Here is a 19714-nt window from a genome sequence, read left to right as displayed (position 1 = left end):
CAAAAAACGCGAGCGCACCTATGAGTGACATTGTATTCGACCACAAAGAATGCGGGTCCTGTCCGATCCGTCACCGGGCTGTCTGTGCCCGGTGCGAGACCGACGAGCTCGAAGAGCTCGATTCCATCAAATATTATCGCTCCTATGAGGCCGGCCAGCCCATTGTCTGGTCCGGGGATAGAATGGATTTTGTGGCCTCCGTGGTCACCGGTGTGGCCTCATTGAGCCAAGCCATGGAAGACGGGCGCACCCAGATGGTTGGGCTGTTGTTGCCCTCTGACTTTCTGGGGCGTCCGGGGCGCGATGTTGCCCCATATGATGTGTCTGCCGTCTCCAACCTCACACTTTGTTGTTTTCGCCGCAAACCTTTTGAGACGCTGATGACGCGCACGCCGCATATCGCACAGCGCCTTTTGGAGATGACGCTGGACGAACTTGATGCGGCACGCGAGTGGATGTTGATCCTCGGTCGTAAAACTGCGCGGGAAAAAATTGCATCGCTGATGGCGATCATTGCCCGGCGCGAATCCTCGCTGGCGCTGAAGAGCACGGGCGATGGCATGATGTTTGAATTGCCGCTGACCCGCGAGGCGATGGCGGATTACCTTGGTCTGACGCTTGAAACCGTGTCGCGGCAGATTTCGGCGCTCAAACGCGAGGGAATCATTACGCTGGAAGGCAAACGCAGAGTGATCATCCCGGATTTCGATCGGTTGCAGATCGAGACGGGTGACGACATGGACGGTGGGATGATGGCCTGAGGCCAGTCTTGCTTTAGGCATCGGCCAAGTCAAATTCATAAATGTTTTCCGGCCCGTAGATCGTCCTGTCTGCGGGCCGGATTGCGATACGTTCGTGGCGTTGGGTGTCAGAGTGACATCAACTCAGTGCGACATCAACACCGGGATATCCGCCAATTCCAACATGTGGCGGGTTGCGCCGCCAAGGATCGATTCGCGGAAGCGGGAGTGACCATAGGCCCCCATCACCAAGAGATCGGCGTCCTTGTCACGCAGTTGACGGCAGAGCACATCAGAGACGCGTGGCATGGTTTTCGCCAAAACCGACACTTCGGCGCGGACACCGTGACGCACCAACATTTGGCACAGCGAGCCACCCGGATCAGAGCGATCAGGGCCGTGCTGCGGCGGGTCGATGATGGTGATGTCCACAATATCGGCTTTTTGCAGAATCGGCAGAGCGGAGCGCACAGCGCCCAAGGCTTCGGCGCTTTCATTCCAGGCGACGACCACACGTTCGATGTTTTGCGGCACATCGGCGGTGTCGGGCACAACGAGAACCGGGACATGACCTGAGAACAGTGCGGCTTCCAAGATTTCTTCGTGTTCGTGACTGCGGCCCGGACCGTAAGGGCGGGGCAGGACGACGAGATCAGAGAAGCGCAGGAAATGCGCGAGTTGGGGCGTCAGACCGGCCATTTGCGCGGTTAAGGGGTTGGTCGTCCATGAAATTTCTTGGACTTTCAAGAACTCCGTGACCTGAGACTCAATTTCGCGGCTCTCGGTTTGGGCCTGTTGCAGGTTGTCTTGCAAGGCCATCGCATTGGTGCCGGCATAGTAGAAGCCGGGCTGTGTGCGGTCGAGACCCAGACAAATCACGTCAAGATGCCCTTCTTCGCGCCGGGCAAGAGCGGTTGCGGCCTCAAGGGCATGGCGATCCGCATCCATATTACAAATGATGGTTGTGATGGTTTTAAAAGGCATGGCGACCTCCGTTCAGGAATTGCGACATTTCGACCTACACAATGCGCCTGTGCGCGCAAATGGGCTTTGATTGAGATCAACAAATTTGAGGGGCGCGGCGATTTGCGCGGGGGTTCATTTAAAATTAACTATGTAAAAGGATTAAGGGCGCACACACTAAGGGCGCACGCGGGGCTGTTTCTGTGGTATTCAGCCCATTGAGGGATGCATGCGGACATTACACGAAATTTGGGCGAGAAACTCCTTTCTCACGATATTTTGACTCAGATCAAGGAGGGTCGCCCGGATGTCGTTCAAACCGCAAACTGTCGAGACCTGTGCCAAACACGGGGCGACATGCCTAACGTAAATGGGCATCAGAACGAAGGGACGCAACATGTGGAACTACATTAAGCTGGCAGTGCTGGGGATCGCCGTGGTCCTATTCGGCCTTGCCGCAAACTACGGGCGCGATTTTGGCTATCAAATCCATGCGCTTATTTTCATGGCCGCGGCGGCCATTACTTTCATCTACACCCTGCGTATGACTGGCGACGTCAAAGCACAGCCCGAGGGCTACTTTGATGGTGTCGTGCGCTACGGTGTTATCGCAACTGCCGGCTGGGGCGTTGTGGGCTTTCTGGTGGGGACGTTCATTGCCTTCCAGCTCGCCTTTCCAAGCCTCAACTTCGAGTTCCTGCAAGGTCACGGCAACTTTGGGCGCTTGCGTCCGCTGCACACCTCTGCGGTGATTTTCGCCTTTGGCGGCAACGCTTTGATCGCGTCGTCTTTCTATGTGGTGCAACGCACCTCTGCGGCGCGCCTGTTCGGTGGCGGTCTTGGGTGGTTCGTGTTCTGGGGCTATAACTTGTTCATCGTGCTGGCGGCGACAGGCTATGTCTTGGGTGTGACCCAATCCAAAGAATACGCTGAGCCGGAATGGTATATCGACCTGTGGCTGACCATTGTCTGGGTCGCCTATCTCGTCGCTTTCATGGGCACGATCTTTAAGCGTAAAGAAAAGCACATCTATGTGGCGAACTGGTTCTACCTGTCCTTTATCGTGACCATTGCGATGCTGCACATCGTCAACAACCTGGTGATCCCCGTTTCCTTCCTCGGCTCGCGCTCCGTGATGGTGATGTCTGGGGTCCAAGATGCGATGACACAGTGGTGGTACGGTCACAACGCTGTGGGCTTCTTCCTCACCGCAGGCTTCCTTGGCATGATGTACTACTTTGTGCCGAAACAAGCCGAGCGTCCGGTGTTCTCCTACAAACTGTCGATCATTCACTTCTGGGCTTTGATCTTCCTTTACATCTGGGCTGGCCCGCACCATCTGCACTACACCGCTTTGCCGGATTGGGCTTCGACCCTCGGTATGGTGTTCTCCATCGTGCTGTGGATGCCGTCCTGGGGTGGTATGATCAACGGTCTGATGACGCTGTCTGGCGCATGGGACAAGTTGCGCACTGACCCGGTCATCCGGATGATGGTGATCTCCGTGGGCTTTTACGGCATGTCGACCTTTGAAGGTCCGATGATGTCGATCCGCGCGGTGAACTCGCTGTCTCACTACACTGACTGGACCATTGGCCACGTGCACTCCGGTGCTTTGGGTTGGAACGGTATGATCACCTTTGGTGCTCTCTACTTCCTCACTCCGCGCCTGTGGAACCGGGATCGTCTTTACTCGCTTGGCCTTGTGTCCTGGCACTTCTGGCTCGCCACCATCGGCATCGTGCTCTACGCGGCCTCCATGTGGGTGACGGGTATCATGGAAGGCTTGATGTGGCGCGAAGTCGACAGCCAAGGCTTCCTCGTGAACGCCTTTGCAGACACCGTGTCCGCCAAGCATCCGATGTATGTGGTTCGTGCTCTGGGTGGGGTTCTCTATCTCACTGGTGCGATCATCATGTGCTACAACCTGATCATGACTGTGCGTCGTAGCCCTGCAAAAGCAGACGTTCCGGCCATGGCTCCGGCCGAATAAGGGAGGGTTTAAACAATGGCTCTCATTGACAAGCATAAGATCATTGAAACCAACGGCACCCTCCTTATGGTTGGCGCACTTTTGGTGGTCACCATCGGCGGGATCGTAGAGATCGCACCCCTTTTCTACCTCGAAAACACCATCGAGGATGTCGAAGGCGTGCGCCCCTATTCCCCGCTTGAGTTGACCGGTCGTGAAATCTACATCCGCGAAGGCTGCTACGTCTGTCACTCTCAGATGATCCGCCCGATGCGCGACGAAGTGGAACGGTACGGTCACTACTCTCTGGCAGCGGAGAGTAAATACGACCACCCGTTCCAGTGGGGGTCCAAACGCACCGGCCCGGATTTGGCCCGTGTGGGTGGTCGCTATTCCGATGCGTGGCATGTCGATCACATGACCGATCCACAATCGGTGGTGCCTGAGTCGGTTATGCCGAAATATGGCTTCCTTGCGGATCGTTATATCGACGCGGAATACATTCAGGACCTGATGTCGACCCATCGGATCGTGGGTGTGCCTTACACCGACGAAATGATCGAAGTGGCGCAAGCGGACTTTGCTGCGCAGGCCGATCCCGACAGCGACTATGACGGGTTGATGGCCCGGTATCCCAAAGCCGTTGTGTCCAACTTCGACGGTCAACCCGGTGTCACGGAAATGGATGCTCTGATCGCCTATTTGCAGATGCTTGGCACATTGGTCGACTTTTCGACCTTTACGCCTGACGCATCACGCTAAGGGGGTATGTGATGAACTATCATATCCTTCGGGAATTTGCTGACAGCTGGGTGCTGCTTGCGATGTTCGTGTTCTTTGTTGCGGTCATTGTCTGGGTGTTCCGCCCGGGCGCGCGCAAAGACTATCAAGACGTCTCGACCAGCATCTTTCGCAACGAAGACACACCCGCCGAAAAGGAGGCGAGGACATGAGCAAAAAAGATGTGGAAACAACAGGCCACTCCTGGGATGGGATTGAAGAACTCAACAACCCCCTTCCACGCTGGTGGTTGATGGTCTTCTATGCCTGTATCATTTGGGCCATCGCGTATTCGATCGCGATGCCTGCGTGGCCGGGCATCAAAACCGCAACAGCCGGGATGCTTGGCTGGTCCACTCGGGCAGAAGTGGCCAAAGACATCGCCTCTTTTGAGGAGATGAATGCGGGCGTGAACGCCGAGTTGGCCTCTGCCGATGTCACGACAATCGACGTGAACTCGGATCTGCACAACTACGGTGTCAACATGGGGGCCGCCGTGTTCCGGGCCAATTGTTCCCAGTGCCACGGTTCCGGTGCTGCCGGCAACGTCGGCTATCCGAACCTTTTGGACAACGATTGGCTTTGGGGTGGCACGATTGACGAGGTCGCCTACACCATCCAACACGGTGTGCGCAACGAAACCGATGAGGCGCGCTACTCCGAGATGCCGAAATTCGGCGCTGACGAGTTGCTTGAACCGGCTCAGATCGACCAAGTGGTTGAATATGTCCTGTCGATGTCCGGTCAGGACCACGACGCGGCCATGGCCACCGAAGGCGCTGTTGTGTTCGCAGACAACTGTGCGGCTTGTCACCTTGAGGACGGCACGGGCGACCTTTTCCAAGGGGCGCCGAATCTGACCGATGCGATTTGGCTCTATGGTGGCGATCGTGCCACCATCAAGGAAACCGTCACCAACGCCCGCTTTGGTGTGATGCCGGCTTGGGGTCAGCGTCTGTCTCAGGCTGAGGTCAACGCAGCCGCGCTTTATGTCCACCAGTTGGGCGGCGGCCAATAAGCTATAGGAATCCGGGCGGCAACGTCCGGGTTGCGGCACTGACCCTTGATCCTGTTCGCGCGTTTCTTCAGGGTTGGTGCCAACAAACGACAACAAAGCCGCGCTCTTGACGGATCGCGGCTTTGTTTCAATTCGGATGGCGTTCTGCTCCTTGCCGGGGGCGGCAGGATGTCACAGGAAAAAGAAACTTTTTTGATGCATCTTTAGGATCGAGTCTAAAAATCTTGATCCACATCAAGGCTCCATAAAGGTCTCCGCCCCATTAAGGGGAAAACGCGAACCGTGCGAAAAGGCAATGCTCCATGAGCTCTACCGATACCCCCCCCGAAGACAAACTCTACGCCTCCCGTGAACCGATCTTTCCACGTCGTGTGAAAGGCTATTTCCGGACTCTCAAATGGGTCATTATGGCGGTTACTTTGGGGATTTATTATCTCTCGCCTTGGATTCGTTGGGACCGTGGTCCGCAATTGCCGGATCAGGCGATTCTCATCGACCTTGCCGGTCGGCGTTTTTATTTCTTCTGGATCGAAATCTGGCCGCATGAATTCTATTTCATTGCTGGCCTGTTGATCATGGCGGGGCTTGGCCTGTTCCTGTTCACCTCCGCGGCTGGGCGTGTGTGGTGTGGCTATGCCTGCCCGCAAACCGTCTGGACTGACCTTTTCATCCTTGTCGAACGTTGGATCGAAGGGGATCGCAACGCCCGTCTGCGGTTGCATCGTCAGAAAAAATGGGACCTGCGCAAGGTGCGGCTGCGGATCGTCAAATACATTTCCTGGGTCGTGATTGGTCTGGCAACCGGTGGGGCTTGGGTGTTTTATTTCACCGATGCGCCGACGCTGTTGAAAGATCTCGTGACCGGCCAAGCCCATCCGGCCGCTTATATGACCATGGCCGTTTTGACTGCCACGACGATCTTCTTTGGTGCCATCGCGCGCGAACAAATCTGTATCTACGCCTGCCCCTGGCCGCGGATTCAGGCCGCGATGATGGACGAAGACACGCTGACCGTCGCTTATCGCCATTGGCGGGGTGAACCGCGCGGCAAACACCGTAAGGGCGAAGGCGCGGATCAACTGGGTGATTGCATTGACTGCATGGCCTGTGTGAACGTCTGTCCGATGGGCATCGACATCCGCGATGGTCAGCAACTCGAATGTATCACCTGCGCACTCTGTATTGATGCCTGTGATGACATGATGGACAAAATCGGTAAGCCGCGCGGTCTGATCGACTACATGGCGCTGACCGATGAGCCACGCGAAATTTCGGGCGCGCCGACGAAACCGGTGTGGAAACACATCCTGCGCCCGCGCACGATTCTGTACACCGTGCTTTGGGCCGCTGTTGGATTTGGGCTGGTTTTTGCTCTCTTTATTCGCTCGGACATCGACATGACCGTCGCCCCCGTGCGCAACCCGACCTATGTGATGCAATCCGATGGTGCGATCCGCAACATTTACGACCTGCGGTTGCGCAACAAACATGGCGAAACGCGCGAGTTCCGTGTGAGCGTCTCTGGCGACGCCGACTTGACGGTGACGTTGCAGGGCGGCGACAATACGGCGAGTGATACCATCGAAGTCAACGCCGATGAAATGCGTATCGTGCGGGCCTATGTCGAGGCACCTGCTGGGTCCGAGGCCGCAAATTCTGAACGGAAAGAGTTCTCGTTCTGGGTCGAAGATGTGGCCAGTTCCGAACGGGTTTCCGTCGACTCCGTCTTTAACGGCAAAGGAAACTAAATCATGCGCGAAATCACTGGTAAACATGTTCTCATCGGGACTGTGTCCGCCTTCGCCGTGATCATCGGGGTCAATGTCTTCATGGCAGTTCAGGCCGTGCGGACATTCCCCGGTCTCGAGGTCAAAAACTCCTATGTGGCCTCACAGACCTTTGATCATGACAAGGCGTTGCAAGAGGCGCTGGGGTGGACCATCGAGGCGAATGATGAAGATGGCAAACTGTACATCTTTATCCGCGACGCCAATGGTAACCCGGTGCAAGCCGCCGAAATGGGCGGCACTTTGGGCCGGGCCACCAATGTTGTCGAAGATCAAACGCCTGAATTTACCTTCAACGGTGAGGCCTATGTGGCCGAGACGGGCGAGCTTGCCGAGGGCAATTGGAACTACCGGATGGTGGCCACCGCACAGGATGGGACGCCATTCAAACAGCGTGTTATCATTCACGTCAAACGCTAACGAGAAAGAGGCCCCGGATGTCTGAGGTTCAGATTTCGGCCTGTCCCGCCTGTGTGGCAGGTCCAGCCGCAAAAGATGTGGCTCATGCGCGCGATGTGCGTGACACCCGGTTTGTGCTCTCTTTACCTGCGATTTATTGTGCGGCCTGTATTTCCGGCGTGGAGCGCGAGTTGACCAAACAGCCCGGCGTGCGCGCCGCGCGGGTGAACCTGACGCTCAAACGCGCACATATTGACGCGGACGAAGACGTGTCTGTTGACGATCTTGTCAGCGCGTTGACCCAAGCGGGCTATGAGGCCTATGAACTTGACGCGGGTGCGATTTCGGCGACCGAAACCGACCGCCGGGGCCGTGCCATCCTGACCCGCATCGCCGTGTCCGGCTTTGCCATGATGAATGTCATGCTGTTATCGGTCGCGGTTTGGTCCGGGGCCTCGGATGTCACCCGCGACATGTTCCATTGGATTTCGGCCGCCATCGCACTTCCGGCCATTGCCTATGCGGGTCAGCCGTTTTTTGGCTCCGCGTTCACGGCGTTGAAAGCCAAGCGTCTCAACATGGATGTGCCGATTTCCCTGGCCATCCTTTTGGCGGGCGGCATGTCTTTGTATGAGACCTTCGAATCCGGCGCACATGCCTATTTCGACGCCGCCTTGTCTCTGACTTTCTTCTTGCTCGCGGGCCGGTATCTGGACTACCGCACCCGCTCCGTCGCCCGTTCTGCCGCCGAAGAACTCGCCGCCCTCGAAGTGCCGCGTGTGACCTTGGCCGATGGCCGGGTGATCTCCATCACAGAGGTCGAAAAGGGCGCGTTGATCCGCGTCGTGCCCGGCGCGCGCGTGCCCGTGGACGGCATTGTCATGGAGGGCGCATCCGAGGTGGATCGCTCTTGGTTGACCGGCGAAAGCCTTCCTGCGCTGGCCGAAGTGGACACGATCGTGTCCGCGGGTGAAGTCAATCTCACCGGGCCTTTGGTGGTCAAAGTCACGGCGGCGGGCGCAGACAGTTCGCTACACCGCATGGCCGATTTGGTCGCCATGGCCGAAACGTCACGCAACCGCTACACGTCTTTGGCGGACCGCGCCGCGCGCATTTATGCGCCTGCGGTTCATCTTTTGGCCTTGGGCGCGTTCATCGGCTGGATGATCGCAACGGGCGGCGACGTTCGCCATGCGCTGAACATCGCCGTGGCCGTGTTGATCATCACCTGTCCTTGTGCGCTGGGCCTTGCCGTGCCTGCGGTCACCACTGCCGCCTCTGGTCGCCTGTTCCGCGCCGGGATGTTGATCAAATCCGCCACAGCACTCGAACGGCTGGCTGAGGTCGACACCGTTGTTTTCGACAAAACCGGAACGTTGACCGAGGGGCGTCCCGAACTGTCCAATCTGGCCGAAATCCCGCCGCGTGCCCGTGGCATCGCGATGGCTTTGGCATCTGGGTCCGCTCACCCTTTGTCATCCGCGTTGTTTGCCGCGACCCGCGCCGCCGATGTCATCCCCGCCAAACTGACCGATATTCGCGAAGTGCCGGGGCAGGGGATCGAGGCACGCTGTGATGGCATTTCGGTGCGGCTTGGCCGGGCGGGTTGGCTCAATGCGGTGGCCAAGGCCCAAACCGCCACCTACCTCAAAATCGGCGATGAGGCCCCTTTGGCTTTTACCTTTGTCGATCACCTGCGCGCAGGTGCGGCGGAGGCCGTGACGGCGCTCAAACGCCAAGGCAAAGATGTTGTGTTGTTGTCGGGTGACACCGCTGCGGCTGTGGCCGACATTGCGCATCGCGTCGGAATCGCCGCATGGGATGCTGATTGCTTGCCCGAAGCCAAAGCCCTGCGCGTTGCCGAACTCACCCGTTCGGGCCGCAAAGTGTTGATGGTCGGGGATGGTCTCAATGACACCGCCGCCTTGGCCGCCGCTCATGTGTCGATTTCACCGGCCTCCGCCCTTGAGGCCACGCGGGTCGTCTCCGATATGGTGCTTTTGGGCAAATCGCTTGCACCGTTGGGCGAGGCGACGCGCGTTTCGATTTCCGCCACCCGCCGCATCAAAGAAAACTTTGCCATTGCGGCAGGTTACAACATGATCGCCATTCCGATCGCTTTGGCTGGATTTGCCACTCCGTTGGCTGCCGCCCTCGCGATGTCGCTCAGTTCCATCACCGTATCGCTCAATGCGCTGCGCCTTAGAGGTAAATCATGAACGTTCTCGTCTATTTGATCCCAATCTCGCTTTTGCTCGGGGGGATTGGGCTTGTTGCGTTCTTCTGGTCGCTCCGCACGCGCCAATATGATGACCCCCAAGGCGATGCTCGGCGCATCCTGACGGGCGATTATGACGATCATCCGAAAGAGTGATCATTCGACAGAGTTGTCGAGCACACGGTTTACCAAATCTTCGACCGTCGGTCCCATGGCCTCGACAATCACCGATACGCCCTTGGCATTGGGATGCACCCCATCCGCCTGCATATGCGTGGTGAGCATTTGTTCCCAAAGGCCCAAATCGGTGAGGGGTTTGAGAAAACCCTCAAAATACAGCGTGCCATAGGCCTCGGCCAAATCCGGGTATATCGCATCGAAATGCGCTTTATATTCGGCGCCATAGTTGCCCGGTGCTTGCATCCCGACCAACAGGACAGGGACGTTTTTCGCCCGTGCCACCTCCAAAATGCCTTTCAGGTTGGTGCGGCTCAACTCTGGCGACAATCCACGCAATAAATCATTGCCGCCCAAGGCCACGATCATCGCGTCGATGTCCGGGGTCAGGGTCCAGTCCACACGCGACAGCCCGCCCGCCGTGGTGTCCCCCGATACGCCTGCATTTATGATGGTTGCGTCGACATGATGCGCCGCCAGCCAGCCCTGCAATTGCGCGGTGAACCCGTCTTGCTGCATCAACCCGTAGCCTTGGGTCAAACTGTCGCCGAGGGCTGCGATCCGCAAGGGCTCGGCCACGGCCGCATGCGTCGCGCAAATCATCCAAATCTGAACCAAAACAAGGGTAAATGTCTGGGCAAGCCGCTTGCCGATCCGCCGCAACACCCCATATCCAAAGGGTAAAGACACAAGGATGTTCCTCATGCCCGATCCGATCATTTCGCTAAGCGATGCCCGTCTGACGCTTGATGGCAACGCCGGGCAGGTCGAGATCCTGCGCGGGATTTCCCTCGATGTCGCGCGTGGTGAAACGCTTGGGCTGGTCGGACCTTCGGGATCTGGCAAATCGTCTCTCCTGATGTTGCTCGGCGGGCTGGAACAGGCCACATCCGGGCGCATTTCGGTGCTCGGGCGCGATTTGACCACGATGGACGAAGACCAACTCGCGCGCTTCCGTAGGGATCATATGGGGGTGGTGTTCCAATCCTTCCACCTTCTGCCGACTATGACCGCTTTGGAAAATGTCGCAATCCCTCTCGAACTTGCGGGGCTGAGCGATGCGTTTGATCGGGCACGGCAGGAACTTGAGGCGGTGGGGCTTGGCGCGCGCATCGGGCATTATCCGGCGCAACTCTCAGGCGGCGAACAACAACGGGTCGCACTGGCCCGTGCCGCCGCACCGCGTCCCGAAATCCTTTTGGCCGATGAACCGACAGGCAACCTTGATGGCGCAACGGGCGCGGCGATCATGGATCTTCTGATGGGGCTGCGCGATCGGCACGGGTCGACATTGGTGCTGGTCACCCACGCGCCGGAATTGGCGGCACGTTGCGATCGGATCATCCGTCTGCGCGATGGCCAATTGGATTTGTCTGAGGTTGCCGCATGAGACTGCGTCTGGCATGGCGCATTGCCCGACGTGAATTGCGCGCAGGCTTGCACGGTTTTCGTGTCCTCTTGATCTGTCTCATCCTTGGCGTGGCAGCCATCGCCGCCGTCACCTCCGTGCGCGAAAGCATTTCTTTGGGCCTCGCCCGCGAAGGGGCCGCTCTTCTGGGCGGGGATGCGGAGATGACATTCACCTATCGCTTTGCCACCCCAGAGGAACGCGATTGGATGATGGCGCAGTCTGTTGCGGTCTCCGAGATCGCCGATTTCCGCTCCATGCTCAGCCGGAAAGACGAGCGCGCGCTCACCCAAGTCAAAGCCGTCGATGCAGCCTATCCTCTTGTCGGGACTGTCGGTTTACGCCCGGACATGCCGCTCGCGGAGGCGCTTGCGGGTCGGGATGGCACACCTGGTATCGTTCTTGATCCGATGTTGAGCGAACGGCTTGGCCTTGCTCTTGGTGATCCCGTGCACCTTGGCGATGTCGCCTTTGTTGTCATGGCAGAACTCACACGCGAACCAGATGGAGCCTCAGCCGGGTTCACCCTTGGCCCGCGCAGCATTGTGTCGCGCGAGGCGCTTCGCAACACCGCGCTTTTGTCGCCCGGCTCCTTGTTCGATGCGGCGTATCGGCTCAAACTTCCGCCGCAAACCGATCTCGACACGCTCAAATCCCGCGCAGAATCCGAGGTTGCGGAGGGTGGATTTCGCTGGCGGGATTCCCGCAATGGTGCGCCCGGTGTGAATCGGTTTGTCGAACGGCTCAGCTCCTTTTTGGTGCTCGTGGGGCTTGCTGGCCTTGCGGTCGGCGGCGTGGGTGTTTCCTCTGCAGTGCGTGCTTATCTCGACCGTAAAATCGCCAGCATCGCCACGCTCAAAACCCTCGGTGCGGATCGCGCCACAATCCTGATGATCTATCTGTTTCAGGTGGGCATTCTGACCCTTTTGGCGATTGTCGGCGGGGTGATCCTTGGCGCGCTCATCCCGCTGATCGCGGCACCGTTTTTGCAAAACAGTCTCCCTGTTCCGATGGACGCCACCGTTCATGCCGGCCCGTTGTTTGAAGCGGCTCTTTATGGTCTGCTCTCCAGCGCCATTTTCGTGCTTTGGCCCTTGGCTCTCACCGAAAAAATCCGCCCCGCCGCCCTGTATCGAGACGCGCAATTTGGCCTCAAAGGCCTGCCACGCTGGCCCTATCTTTTGACCATTTTCGTCCTGATCGCCGCGCTTGTAAGCGCCGCAGTTCTCTTTTCGGACAGTGCGCGACTTGTGCTTTGGGCGGGGGCCGGATTGGCGCTTTCCTTCGGCGCGCTGGTTTTGGCCGGTCGGGGCATGGCTGCGCTCGCGCGCCCCTTGGCACGGCTCAAAGCACTGCGTGGCTTTTTGCCCCTTCGATTGGCACTGGGGTCGGTCGGGGGACCGGGCGGCGAAACCATTTCCGTGGTGCTTTCGCTTGGGCTGGGCCTCACCGTGTTGTCCGCAATCGGTCAAATCGACACCAATTTGCGCGGTGCGATTGGCCGTGATCTGCCGGACGCCGCGCCCTCCTATTATGTGGTCGATATTCAAAAAGATCAGATCGACGGCGTGTTGAACCGCTTGGCCGAGGACCCCGGTGTCACCCGGTTTGAGACCGCACCGATGTTGCGGGGCATCATCACTCGCATCAATGGCCAAGACGCTCAAACCGTGGCCGGGCCACATTGGGTGTTGCGTGGAGATCGGGGCATCACTTACGCCGCGCAAAAGCCCGACAATGCGAAAGTGACCGAAGGTGCATGGTGGCCAGAGGATTACGAGGGGTCGCCGCAAATCAGTTTTGCCGCCGAAGAAGCCGCCGAAATGGGGCTAAAGCTCGGCGATGAGATGACGGTGAATATTCTTGGTCGCGACATCACCGGCACGATCACTTCATTGCGCAATGTTGATTTTTCCAGCGCGGGGATGGGGTTTGTTCTGACGATGAATCCGGCGGCTTTGTCCGGCGCGCCGCACACCCATATTGCTACGATCTACGCCACGCCTGAGGCGGAGGCCCCTTTGATCCGGGATCTGGCGCGGGCCTATCCCAACATCACCACGATCCGTGTGCGGGATACGATTGAACGGGTCAGCTCCATCCTTAAAAGCATTGCGGCCGCCACCACTTTGGGGGCTATGGCCACTTTGGTGACGGGGGCTGTTGTGTTGGTCGGGGCCGCTGCAGCGGGCGAGGATCGCCGCCGGTTTGAGGCGGCCATATTAAAAACGCTCGGCGCAAGTCGGGGTCGGATTTTGGCCAGTTTTGCCCTGAGGTCGCTCTTGCTGGGGGCCGCTGCGGGGTTTGTTGCCTTTGGGGCGGGGGCCTTGGCCGCTTGGGCCGTGATCCATTTTGTCATGGAGGCAGCGTTCACCCTGTCCATCCTCTCGGCGCTCTGGATCGTGGTCGGTGGGATCAGCGTCACGCTGATCACCTCTTTGTTGTTCTCATGGCGTGCCATGTTGGTCCGGCCTGCACGGGTGTTGCGCAGTGCGGATGGCTAATGCGGATAGGAAGGTCTGAATGGGAAAACGGCCTCTGCTCAGTGGTGCGGGTTTAACGCCCGTGCCACCGCATTCGCGATCACCTGTTCTTCGTCCGTTGGAATGACCATCACAGGCGTCGGGCCTTTGCCGATGTCTCGGGCATTGCAGTCGTTGGCGTCCCCATCCAGCTCAATGCCAAGATACCCAAGTCGATCAATGATTTGGGCGCGAATCCTGGCCGAATTTTCCCCGATCCCGCCACAAAAAATCAGCGCGTCGATGCCAGATAGCGTTGCCGCCATCGCCCCTATTTCACGCCGCACACGATAGACGAAATACTCTATCGCATCCTTGGCCTCGGGGGCGTCTGAGGCTTCCAAAACTTGCATATCCGCGCTGAGCTCCGACAAGCCCAACAGCCCGGATTCGTGATAGAGCATATGTGTCAGCTCTTTCACGCTCATGCCTTCCGTTTCCATCAGGTACAGGAGAATGCCGGGATCAAGCTGACCGGAACGCGTCGACATCGGGAGCCCATCGAGCGGCGAAAACCCCATGGTGGATGAGATCGAGTGCCCGTTGTTTACCGCGCAAATGGAGGCACCACTGCCCAAATGTGCGATGATCAAGCGCTTGTTGCGCAACTCCGGGCGTTCTCGGACGATCTGATGAGAGACGTAATCATAGCTCAGGCCGTGAAAGCCATAGCGTTTGATCCCCTGTTTGTAGAACCGCCTCGGGATCGCATAAATATCGTTTTCCCAAGGGTGGTTGCGGTGAAACGCCGTATCGAAACAGCCGATTTGCAGCGCATAGGGAAAGGCGCGTTTGGCCGCCTCGACCGCCGACAGATTGTGCGGTTGGTGTAGTGGGGCAAGTGGATTGAAGGTCGCAAGATCGGCCATCACATCGTCGGTGAGTTCGGTCGGCGTGGCGCGCAAAGGGCCGCCGTGAACAATACGGTGCCCAACGCCTGCGACCTCCTGGCCCTCCAAAAGCGGTGTGATTTTCTCAAGGATCACCGCGAGGGCGTCGGTTTGATTGGATGCTTTGATGGGGTGTGTGCTGTCCGGCCCACCATGTTTGAACTTGAAACTTGGATTTGATCCGATGCCCTGTACGAGACCGCGCGCAATCATTTTGGGGCCTTCACCAGATGTATAGAGGGCAAATTTGACCGAAGACGATCCGGCATTCACCGTCAGAATGCGTTGTCCCATTAGAGAAGGCCTTGCATCCGGTGGGCGTGCAGCGCGGCAACCGCACAAGAGGCGAGGCGGGATTTGTCACTGTCCGAACGCGAATTTAAAATGATCGGGCAGCTCGCGCCCATGACGACGCCCGCTGCTTCTGCATGGGCGATGAAAGACAGCTCCTTGGCCAACATATTTCCGCTTTCCAAATTGGGTACAACAAGGATTTCGGCACATCCGGCAACAAGGCTTTTTAGGCCTTTTGTCCGCGCCGCAGCCAAGCTTACTGCATTGTCCATGGCCAGAGGGCCATCCACGATTCCGCCGGTGATTTGACCGCGCTCCGCCATTTTCGATAGGGCGGCGGCGTCAAGTGTTGACGGGATTTTTGGGTTCACAGTCTCAACGGCGGACAAGATCCCCACCTTCGGGAGCTTGATTCCAAGACTTTGCGCAAGGTCGATGGCGTTCTGAACGATATCCACTTTCGTGGGGAGGTCAGGTGCAATATTGATTGCCGCGTCCGTTACCATCAACACATGCGGAAGGCCGGGGACATCCATGACAAAAATGTGGCTGATGCGGCGTCCCGTTTTCAATCCGCCGTTTGATCGTAAAATCGGTCGCAAAAGGTCGTCTGTGTGCAGGTGCCCCTTCATAATGGCCGCCGCACGTTTTTCGTGAATCATGTTGACTGCAATCTGAGACGCCTCAGTGTGATTTGTACAGTGTATGATTTCGATGCCGTCGAGGGATAGGCCATTCTCTTGCGCCGTACGGGTGATTTTATCCTGATCTCCGATCAAGATCGGGATGATAATTGTGTGCTCTGCTGCCAGCAACGCTCCACGCAATGAATTGACATCCTCGGGCGCGACGATGGCAGTTCTGATTGCTGGCAGTGGCTCGGCCATCTCTAACAGCTTATCAAAATGACGATGGCTTTCGACAGTGAGGCCTGGCACGTCATGCGCATCAAAGCTGTCTTTTTTATCTGGCGCAATAACTTCGGCCTCGCCGTCCACCAACAGGGTTCCATCTGCGAGGGACACTGTTGTATGAAAAACCGCGCAACGGTCATTTTCTTTACGGATCAGCTTGACGCGGGCAACCAACTTGTCCCCGGCATGGGCGCGACCGAGAAACCGAAGGCTCTGAGATTTGTAGAGTGTTCCCGGACCTGGAAGACGATTTCCAAGGACTGATGAAATGAGAGAACCAACCCAAAATGAGGGCGCAACGGCTTCAGGCTTTCCGTCTTTGTCGCCATCCTCATGCGGGAGATGCATTGGATTCAAATTGCCTGAAGCATGGGCAAAAACATATAGATCATCGGCGACGCATAAACGCCGGGTCTCGGCCTCCATGCCGATCTCAAGCTGATCGAATGGAACATTTTGGAATACAGTCACGTGCAATCCTTGCTGTGCTGGAATTTCAGTTGCCTTACACTTGTGACATAAAGTGGTGCGGCTCTATGAGCCATATCAATGCAAACCTGAGGTTTTATGAAACTTGAACACTTTTATCATGTTGATAATCGTCGTGCACCACTTCCGGCTGCCAAATTGCCCGCGAGAACAGTCAGAGCTGTCTCAATGAGCCGGAGGCGGGATAAGGCGCTCAAATCGGCGCGTGGCCATTTGAGCGCCTTGCGCGGTTTAGGACGCGATGCTGAAGTCAACTTTACTGCTTGAGGCGGGGATTGGTTTGGTGGAGGGCACAGAAGCGTCTTCTTTCAAAACAAACTGTGAAACAATCTCGCTGAGCGTCGCAGCCTCGTTAGCCAGTGAAAAGCTTGCGGCTGTTGTCTCTTCGAACATAGCCGCGTTTTGTTGAGTGGTTTGATCAAGGTTGGCGACCGCCGTGTTGATTTCGGAAATCCCAGCGGATTGTTCCTCAGCAGAGGTCGCAATCTCTGACATATGGGTGGCAATCTCGGAAACATCATGCACAATCGAGCGGAGGGCTTCGCCCGTTTGGTCGACGAGGGAAACGCCACGACCCACCTCTTGCCCGGATTCTGAAATCAAGTTGTTGATTTCACGCGCGGCCTCTGAGGATCTTTGGGCCAGAGCGCGGACTTCGGATGCAACAACCGCAAAGCCACGGCCTGCCTCGCCCGCACGGGCGGCTTCGACGCCTGCGTTGAGTGCAAGGAGATTGGTCTGAAAGGCGATATCGTCGATCACACTGATGATTTTGGAAATTTTTTCCGAGGATTCAGAGATAGCATCCATAGCAGAAATCGCCTCTTTCACCACCGTGCTTGCAGATTGAGCATTCATCTTTGCTCCACCAACGGTTTTGTTTGCCAAGGCTGCTCCGTCAGCGGCAGATTTGACGGCCGCAGTCAATTGCGTCAACGCTGATGCGGTTTCGCCGAGTGTTGATGCAGCACGCTCTGTCCGGCGAGACAAATCATCAGCGGCGTTTGAAATCTCACCCGAGTTCGAGTGAATGGTTTGAGCTGTTTCGGAGAGGCGTTCGACCACCGAGCGCAAAGAGCTGACCGCCGCGTTATAATCCATGCGCAGTTGTTCGTAGCTCTCTGGAAATTGTTGATCAATCGTTTGGCGAACGTCACCTTGGGACAGGCGGCGGAGCCCCTCCGCGAGTGCTTCGACGACAGCGCTTTGTTCGGCGTGGCGGGCTTTGCGTTCGGACTCTGCGGCATCTTCAAGTGCGCGTCGCTCCTGTTCGGTGGCAAGTTCGCGTTCCCGGTCTCGGGCGGCTTGTTGTTTTTGCCGTTCAAGTTCTGCTGCTTCGCGTTCCGTTTTTTCGCGTGCAGCTTCTTGTTGCACTTGGGTTGCACGCCGAGCATTTTCGGTAGCTTCACTTTCCATACGGTCTTTTTCGACCAGATTGTTGCGGAACACTGTGAGGGCGGAGAACAGTCTCGCGATTTCTCCGTATCGGCCCCCAACGCGTTTGATTTCTGACATGTCCCCAATGGCAAGGCGTTCGGTGCTTGCTGTCACGGCGGACAGGGGGCGCATAATCAGGAGGAAAGTCAAAACTGGTGCGCCAAGAACAATTGCCGCAGCAATCAAGGCGATTCCATTCATTGTTACAGAAGCTTGTTTGGCGGTTCCCATCAACGTTTGGCTCGCGTCTGAGATGCCGACGATGGAGTCTTTTGAAATGCTCATGACAATGTCACTGATCCGCAAAAGGCCCGATGAGACAGAGTCGGTTGCGATTTGGCCCAAACCACGTGCCTCCAGAGCTTCGATCCGGGTGGCTAAGAGACCGGTTTCGGCATTGGTGGCCTCAAGAAGCAAGACCACTTTTTCTGCGAGGTCAGGCGGGAGATTTTGCAACGTCTCCCGGATCTGTGGGGTCTCGCCATCAATTTCAAACTGCAAGGCATGGATATACCCCGCGTTGATGGAGGCCGCACCTTGCAGAGCTTTGATCAAGATGGATTTGAGCGAGGTATCGAGGCGCGCGAGATCGGTGATGTTCTTGACGTCAGTGTCGAGGAGGTCTTTGACGACTTTGGCGTTTTGCGCGAGCGTATTTGTGCTTTCGGTATCCAGGCCCGCAAGAACACGTTCCACAGCCTGCGATGTCACTTCGTTCAGGGTCTCTTGGGACGTGCGCAAAAGACGGGCGCGGACCTTCATATCGGAAGGTGACAAAGTAATAAATTCGGCCTGAAAAGCGGAGGCTTCGCGAATGGAAGGCACGAACTCAGCAGAAGACGTGTTGTGTTCCATTTCCACGAGCAGGGCATCAATCCGTGCCTGTGCCTCGCCGGCCATCGCCTGAAGGTCCGAGCGGGTTCCGAAATCGTTGGTTTCAAGAAGCGCCTGGGTTGCCCCAACTGTGAGATTCAATTCTGCCTTGAGTAGCAATGCGAGTTTCAGAGCATCAACTTCGCGTTTAAGGAGATGTTTGAGACTTTGGTTGGATTTCGAACTGGCATTATTCCCGGCCAGCAACAGCGCAAATGAGGCGCGGTCAATCCGGCCCTGTAGGGTTTCACTCAATTCACGCGATTGCTGGTTGAGTGTTGAGAGCGCTTTCATGTTGCGACTTTGGGCCATCAATTCGGCGCTACGGGCGGCCATCAATGTATCAATGTCGGAGGTAAGAGCACTCATTTCGGTCTCGACATTCGCGTATTTATCGAGATCCAGATCCTGGATCTGAGTCAAAAGACGTGACCGCGTTTCGCGCACGGTGTCGGAATTGGATTCGATGGCGAGATGTGAGTTTGTGGTCAGCAGCGTGTTGATTGCATCTTTGAGGCTGGACACGGAATTGGCGATACCAGAGGCCGTTTCAAGTGGCGGAATAGAATCGTCCACAAGCGTTTCAACCTCATCATTGATCGTTGAGATCAGTGAACCAGACACGAGGATCGCAGCGGCGGTGGTTCCAGCCAGCGCCAGCATAATTACCAAAATTTTGGCCGCGACCGATCCAAGGAGGGTCCTGATTTTCGTCTTCATACTGCGCTCCGTTCCGTCATTTTCCGAACCCGAACTGTGAAAGGGTCCTGTGTCACTTGACGGGTAAGGTTGCAGTAAGGTGCTAATATTCGGTTGATCGGCGCGGAATCACT

The 19714-nt window shown here is 57.1% G+C and carries 16 protein-coding genes; 11 read left to right on the top strand and 5 right to left on the bottom strand.

Features of this window, described 5'->3' with window-relative positions:
• Positions 1-20 precede the first annotated feature (20 nt).
• Positions 21-761, top strand: coding sequence for a transcriptional regulator FnrL (gene fnrL / locus BLT54_RS10325; protein WP_074644619.1), 741 nt, complete (start codon positions 21-23; stop codon positions 759-761).
• 123 nt (positions 762-884) lie between these two features.
• Here the strand turns inward: fnrL and BLT54_RS10320 are convergent, their stop codons facing one another.
• Positions 885-1724, bottom strand: coding sequence for a universal stress protein (locus tag BLT54_RS10320; RefSeq protein WP_074644617.1), 840 nt, complete (start codon positions 1722-1724; stop codon positions 885-887).
• 376 nt (positions 1725-2100) lie between these two features.
• On the opposite strand from BLT54_RS10320, the gene ccoN reads away from it, so the two are divergent.
• From ccoN to ccoS, 8 genes are all read left to right on the top strand, one after another.
• The gene (gene ccoN / locus BLT54_RS10315; protein WP_074644614.1) at positions 2101-3696 is read left to right on the top strand and encodes a cytochrome-c oxidase, cbb3-type subunit I; all 1596 of its coding nucleotides are present in this window, start codon (positions 2101-2103) and stop codon (positions 3694-3696) included.
• Between the two features lie 15 nt (positions 3697-3711).
• The gene (ccoO, locus tag BLT54_RS10310) at positions 3712-4437 is read left to right on the top strand and encodes a cytochrome-c oxidase, cbb3-type subunit II (RefSeq protein ID WP_074644612.1); all 726 of its coding nucleotides are present in this window, start codon (positions 3712-3714) and stop codon (positions 4435-4437) included.
• A gap of 11 nt (positions 4438-4448) precedes the next feature.
• On the top strand, positions 4449-4628 hold the full coding sequence (locus BLT54_RS10305; protein ID WP_074644610.1) for a CcoQ/FixQ family Cbb3-type cytochrome c oxidase assembly chaperone: 180 nt from the start codon (positions 4449-4451) through the stop codon (positions 4626-4628).
• Positions 4625-5473 (top strand): cytochrome-c oxidase, cbb3-type subunit III, encoded by an 849-nt coding sequence (gene ccoP, locus BLT54_RS10300; RefSeq protein ID WP_074644607.1) that lies wholly within the window; start codon positions 4625-4627, stop codon positions 5471-5473. The genes BLT54_RS10305 and ccoP overlap by 4 nt, the downstream gene beginning before the upstream one ends.
• 302 nt (positions 5474-5775) lie before the next feature.
• On the top strand, positions 5776-7221 hold the full coding sequence (gene ccoG, locus BLT54_RS10295) for a cytochrome c oxidase accessory protein CcoG (protein WP_074644604.1): 1446 nt from the start codon (positions 5776-5778) through the stop codon (positions 7219-7221).
• A gap of 3 nt (positions 7222-7224) precedes the next feature.
• Positions 7225-7680 carry a FixH family protein gene (locus BLT54_RS10290; RefSeq protein ID WP_176832866.1) on the top strand — a complete coding sequence of 152 codons (456 nt, stop codon included), beginning with the start codon at positions 7225-7227 and terminating at the stop codon, positions 7678-7680.
• Between the two features lie 17 nt (positions 7681-7697).
• Positions 7698-9878, top strand: coding sequence for a heavy metal translocating P-type ATPase (locus BLT54_RS10285; RefSeq protein ID WP_074644599.1), 2181 nt, complete (start codon positions 7698-7700; stop codon positions 9876-9878).
• On the top strand, positions 9875-10033 hold the full coding sequence (gene ccoS, locus BLT54_RS10280; protein ID WP_074644597.1) for a cbb3-type cytochrome oxidase assembly protein CcoS: 159 nt from the start codon (positions 9875-9877) through the stop codon (positions 10031-10033). The genes BLT54_RS10285 and ccoS overlap by 4 nt, the downstream gene beginning before the upstream one ends.
• On the opposite strand, the gene BLT54_RS10275 is transcribed toward ccoS, so the two are convergent.
• Complete coding sequence (locus BLT54_RS10275) at positions 10034-10759, bottom strand: arylesterase (RefSeq protein ID WP_074644595.1); 726 nt, start codon at positions 10757-10759, stop codon at positions 10034-10036.
• Here BLT54_RS10275 and BLT54_RS10270 point away from each other — a divergent pair.
• Positions 10758-11444 (top strand): ABC transporter ATP-binding protein, encoded by a 687-nt coding sequence (locus BLT54_RS10270; RefSeq protein WP_074644593.1) that lies wholly within the window; start codon positions 10758-10760, stop codon positions 11442-11444. The genes BLT54_RS10275 and BLT54_RS10270 overlap by 2 nt on opposite strands.
• Positions 11441-13966: an ABC transporter permease gene (locus BLT54_RS10265; RefSeq protein ID WP_074644582.1), complete on the top strand. Its 2526-nt coding sequence runs from the start codon at positions 11441-11443 to the stop codon at positions 13964-13966. Before BLT54_RS10270 ends, BLT54_RS10265 begins: the two co-directional genes overlap by 4 nt.
• A gap of 38 nt (positions 13967-14004) precedes the next feature.
• Here BLT54_RS10265 and BLT54_RS10260 read toward each other — a convergent pair whose 3' ends face one another.
• The 3 genes from BLT54_RS10260 to BLT54_RS10250 all read right to left on the bottom strand — a co-directional run bounded on the left by BLT54_RS10260 (position 14005) and on the right by BLT54_RS10250 (position 19601).
• Positions 14005-15168 (bottom strand): acetate/propionate family kinase, encoded by a 1164-nt coding sequence (locus BLT54_RS10260; RefSeq protein ID WP_074644580.1) that lies wholly within the window; start codon positions 15166-15168, stop codon positions 14005-14007.
• Positions 15168-16559, bottom strand: coding sequence for a bifunctional enoyl-CoA hydratase/phosphate acetyltransferase (locus BLT54_RS10255; RefSeq protein ID WP_074644578.1), 1392 nt, complete (start codon positions 16557-16559; stop codon positions 15168-15170). Before BLT54_RS10255 ends, BLT54_RS10260 begins: the two co-directional genes overlap by 1 nt.
• Before the next feature lie 243 nt (positions 16560-16802).
• Complete coding sequence (locus tag BLT54_RS10250; RefSeq protein ID WP_074644576.1) at positions 16803-19601, bottom strand: methyl-accepting chemotaxis protein; 2799 nt, start codon at positions 19599-19601, stop codon at positions 16803-16805.
• Between the last annotated feature and the right edge of the window lie 113 nt (positions 19602-19714).

This window comes from Celeribacter baekdonensis, assembly GCF_900102315.1.
GTDB lineage: Bacteria > Pseudomonadota > Alphaproteobacteria > Rhodobacterales > Rhodobacteraceae > Celeribacter > Celeribacter baekdonensis.
Note: the sequence above shows the minus strand (reverse complement) of the source record. Positions and strands in the feature narration are given on the sequence as shown.

Coding starts and splice junctions, on each gene's coding strand:
- fnrL (WP_074644619.1), top strand. CDS start 21: ATGAGTGACATTGTATTCGACCACAAAGAATGCGGGTCCTGTCCGATC.
- BLT54_RS10260 (WP_074644580.1), bottom strand. CDS start 15,168: ATGGGACAACGCATTCTGACGGTGAATGCCGGATCGTCTTCGGTCAAA.
- ccoP (WP_074644607.1), top strand. CDS start 4,625: ATGAGCAAAAAAGATGTGGAAACAACAGGCCACTCCTGGGATGGGATT.
- BLT54_RS10305 (WP_074644610.1), top strand. CDS start 4,449: ATGAACTATCATATCCTTCGGGAATTTGCTGACAGCTGGGTGCTGCTT.
- ccoS (WP_074644597.1), top strand. CDS start 9,875: ATGAACGTTCTCGTCTATTTGATCCCAATCTCGCTTTTGCTCGGGGGG.
- ccoO (WP_074644612.1), top strand. CDS start 3,712: ATGGCTCTCATTGACAAGCATAAGATCATTGAAACCAACGGCACCCTC.
- BLT54_RS10275 (WP_074644595.1), bottom strand. CDS start 10,759: ATGAGGAACATCCTTGTGTCTTTACCCTTTGGATATGGGGTGTTGCGG.
- BLT54_RS10290 (WP_176832866.1), top strand. CDS start 7,225: ATGCGCGAAATCACTGGTAAACATGTTCTCATCGGGACTGTGTCCGCC.
- ccoN (WP_074644614.1), top strand. CDS start 2,101: ATGTGGAACTACATTAAGCTGGCAGTGCTGGGGATCGCCGTGGTCCTA.
- BLT54_RS10250 (WP_074644576.1), bottom strand. CDS start 19,601: ATGAAGACGAAAATCAGGACCCTCCTTGGATCGGTCGCGGCCAAAATT.
- BLT54_RS10320 (WP_074644617.1), bottom strand. CDS start 1,724: ATGCCTTTTAAAACCATCACAACCATCATTTGTAATATGGATGCGGAT.
- BLT54_RS10285 (WP_074644599.1), top strand. CDS start 7,698: ATGTCTGAGGTTCAGATTTCGGCCTGTCCCGCCTGTGTGGCAGGTCCA.
- ccoG (WP_074644604.1), top strand. CDS start 5,776: ATGAGCTCTACCGATACCCCCCCCGAAGACAAACTCTACGCCTCCCGT.
- BLT54_RS10270 (WP_074644593.1), top strand. CDS start 10,758: ATGCCCGATCCGATCATTTCGCTAAGCGATGCCCGTCTGACGCTTGAT.
- BLT54_RS10265 (WP_074644582.1), top strand. CDS start 11,441: ATGAGACTGCGTCTGGCATGGCGCATTGCCCGACGTGAATTGCGCGCA.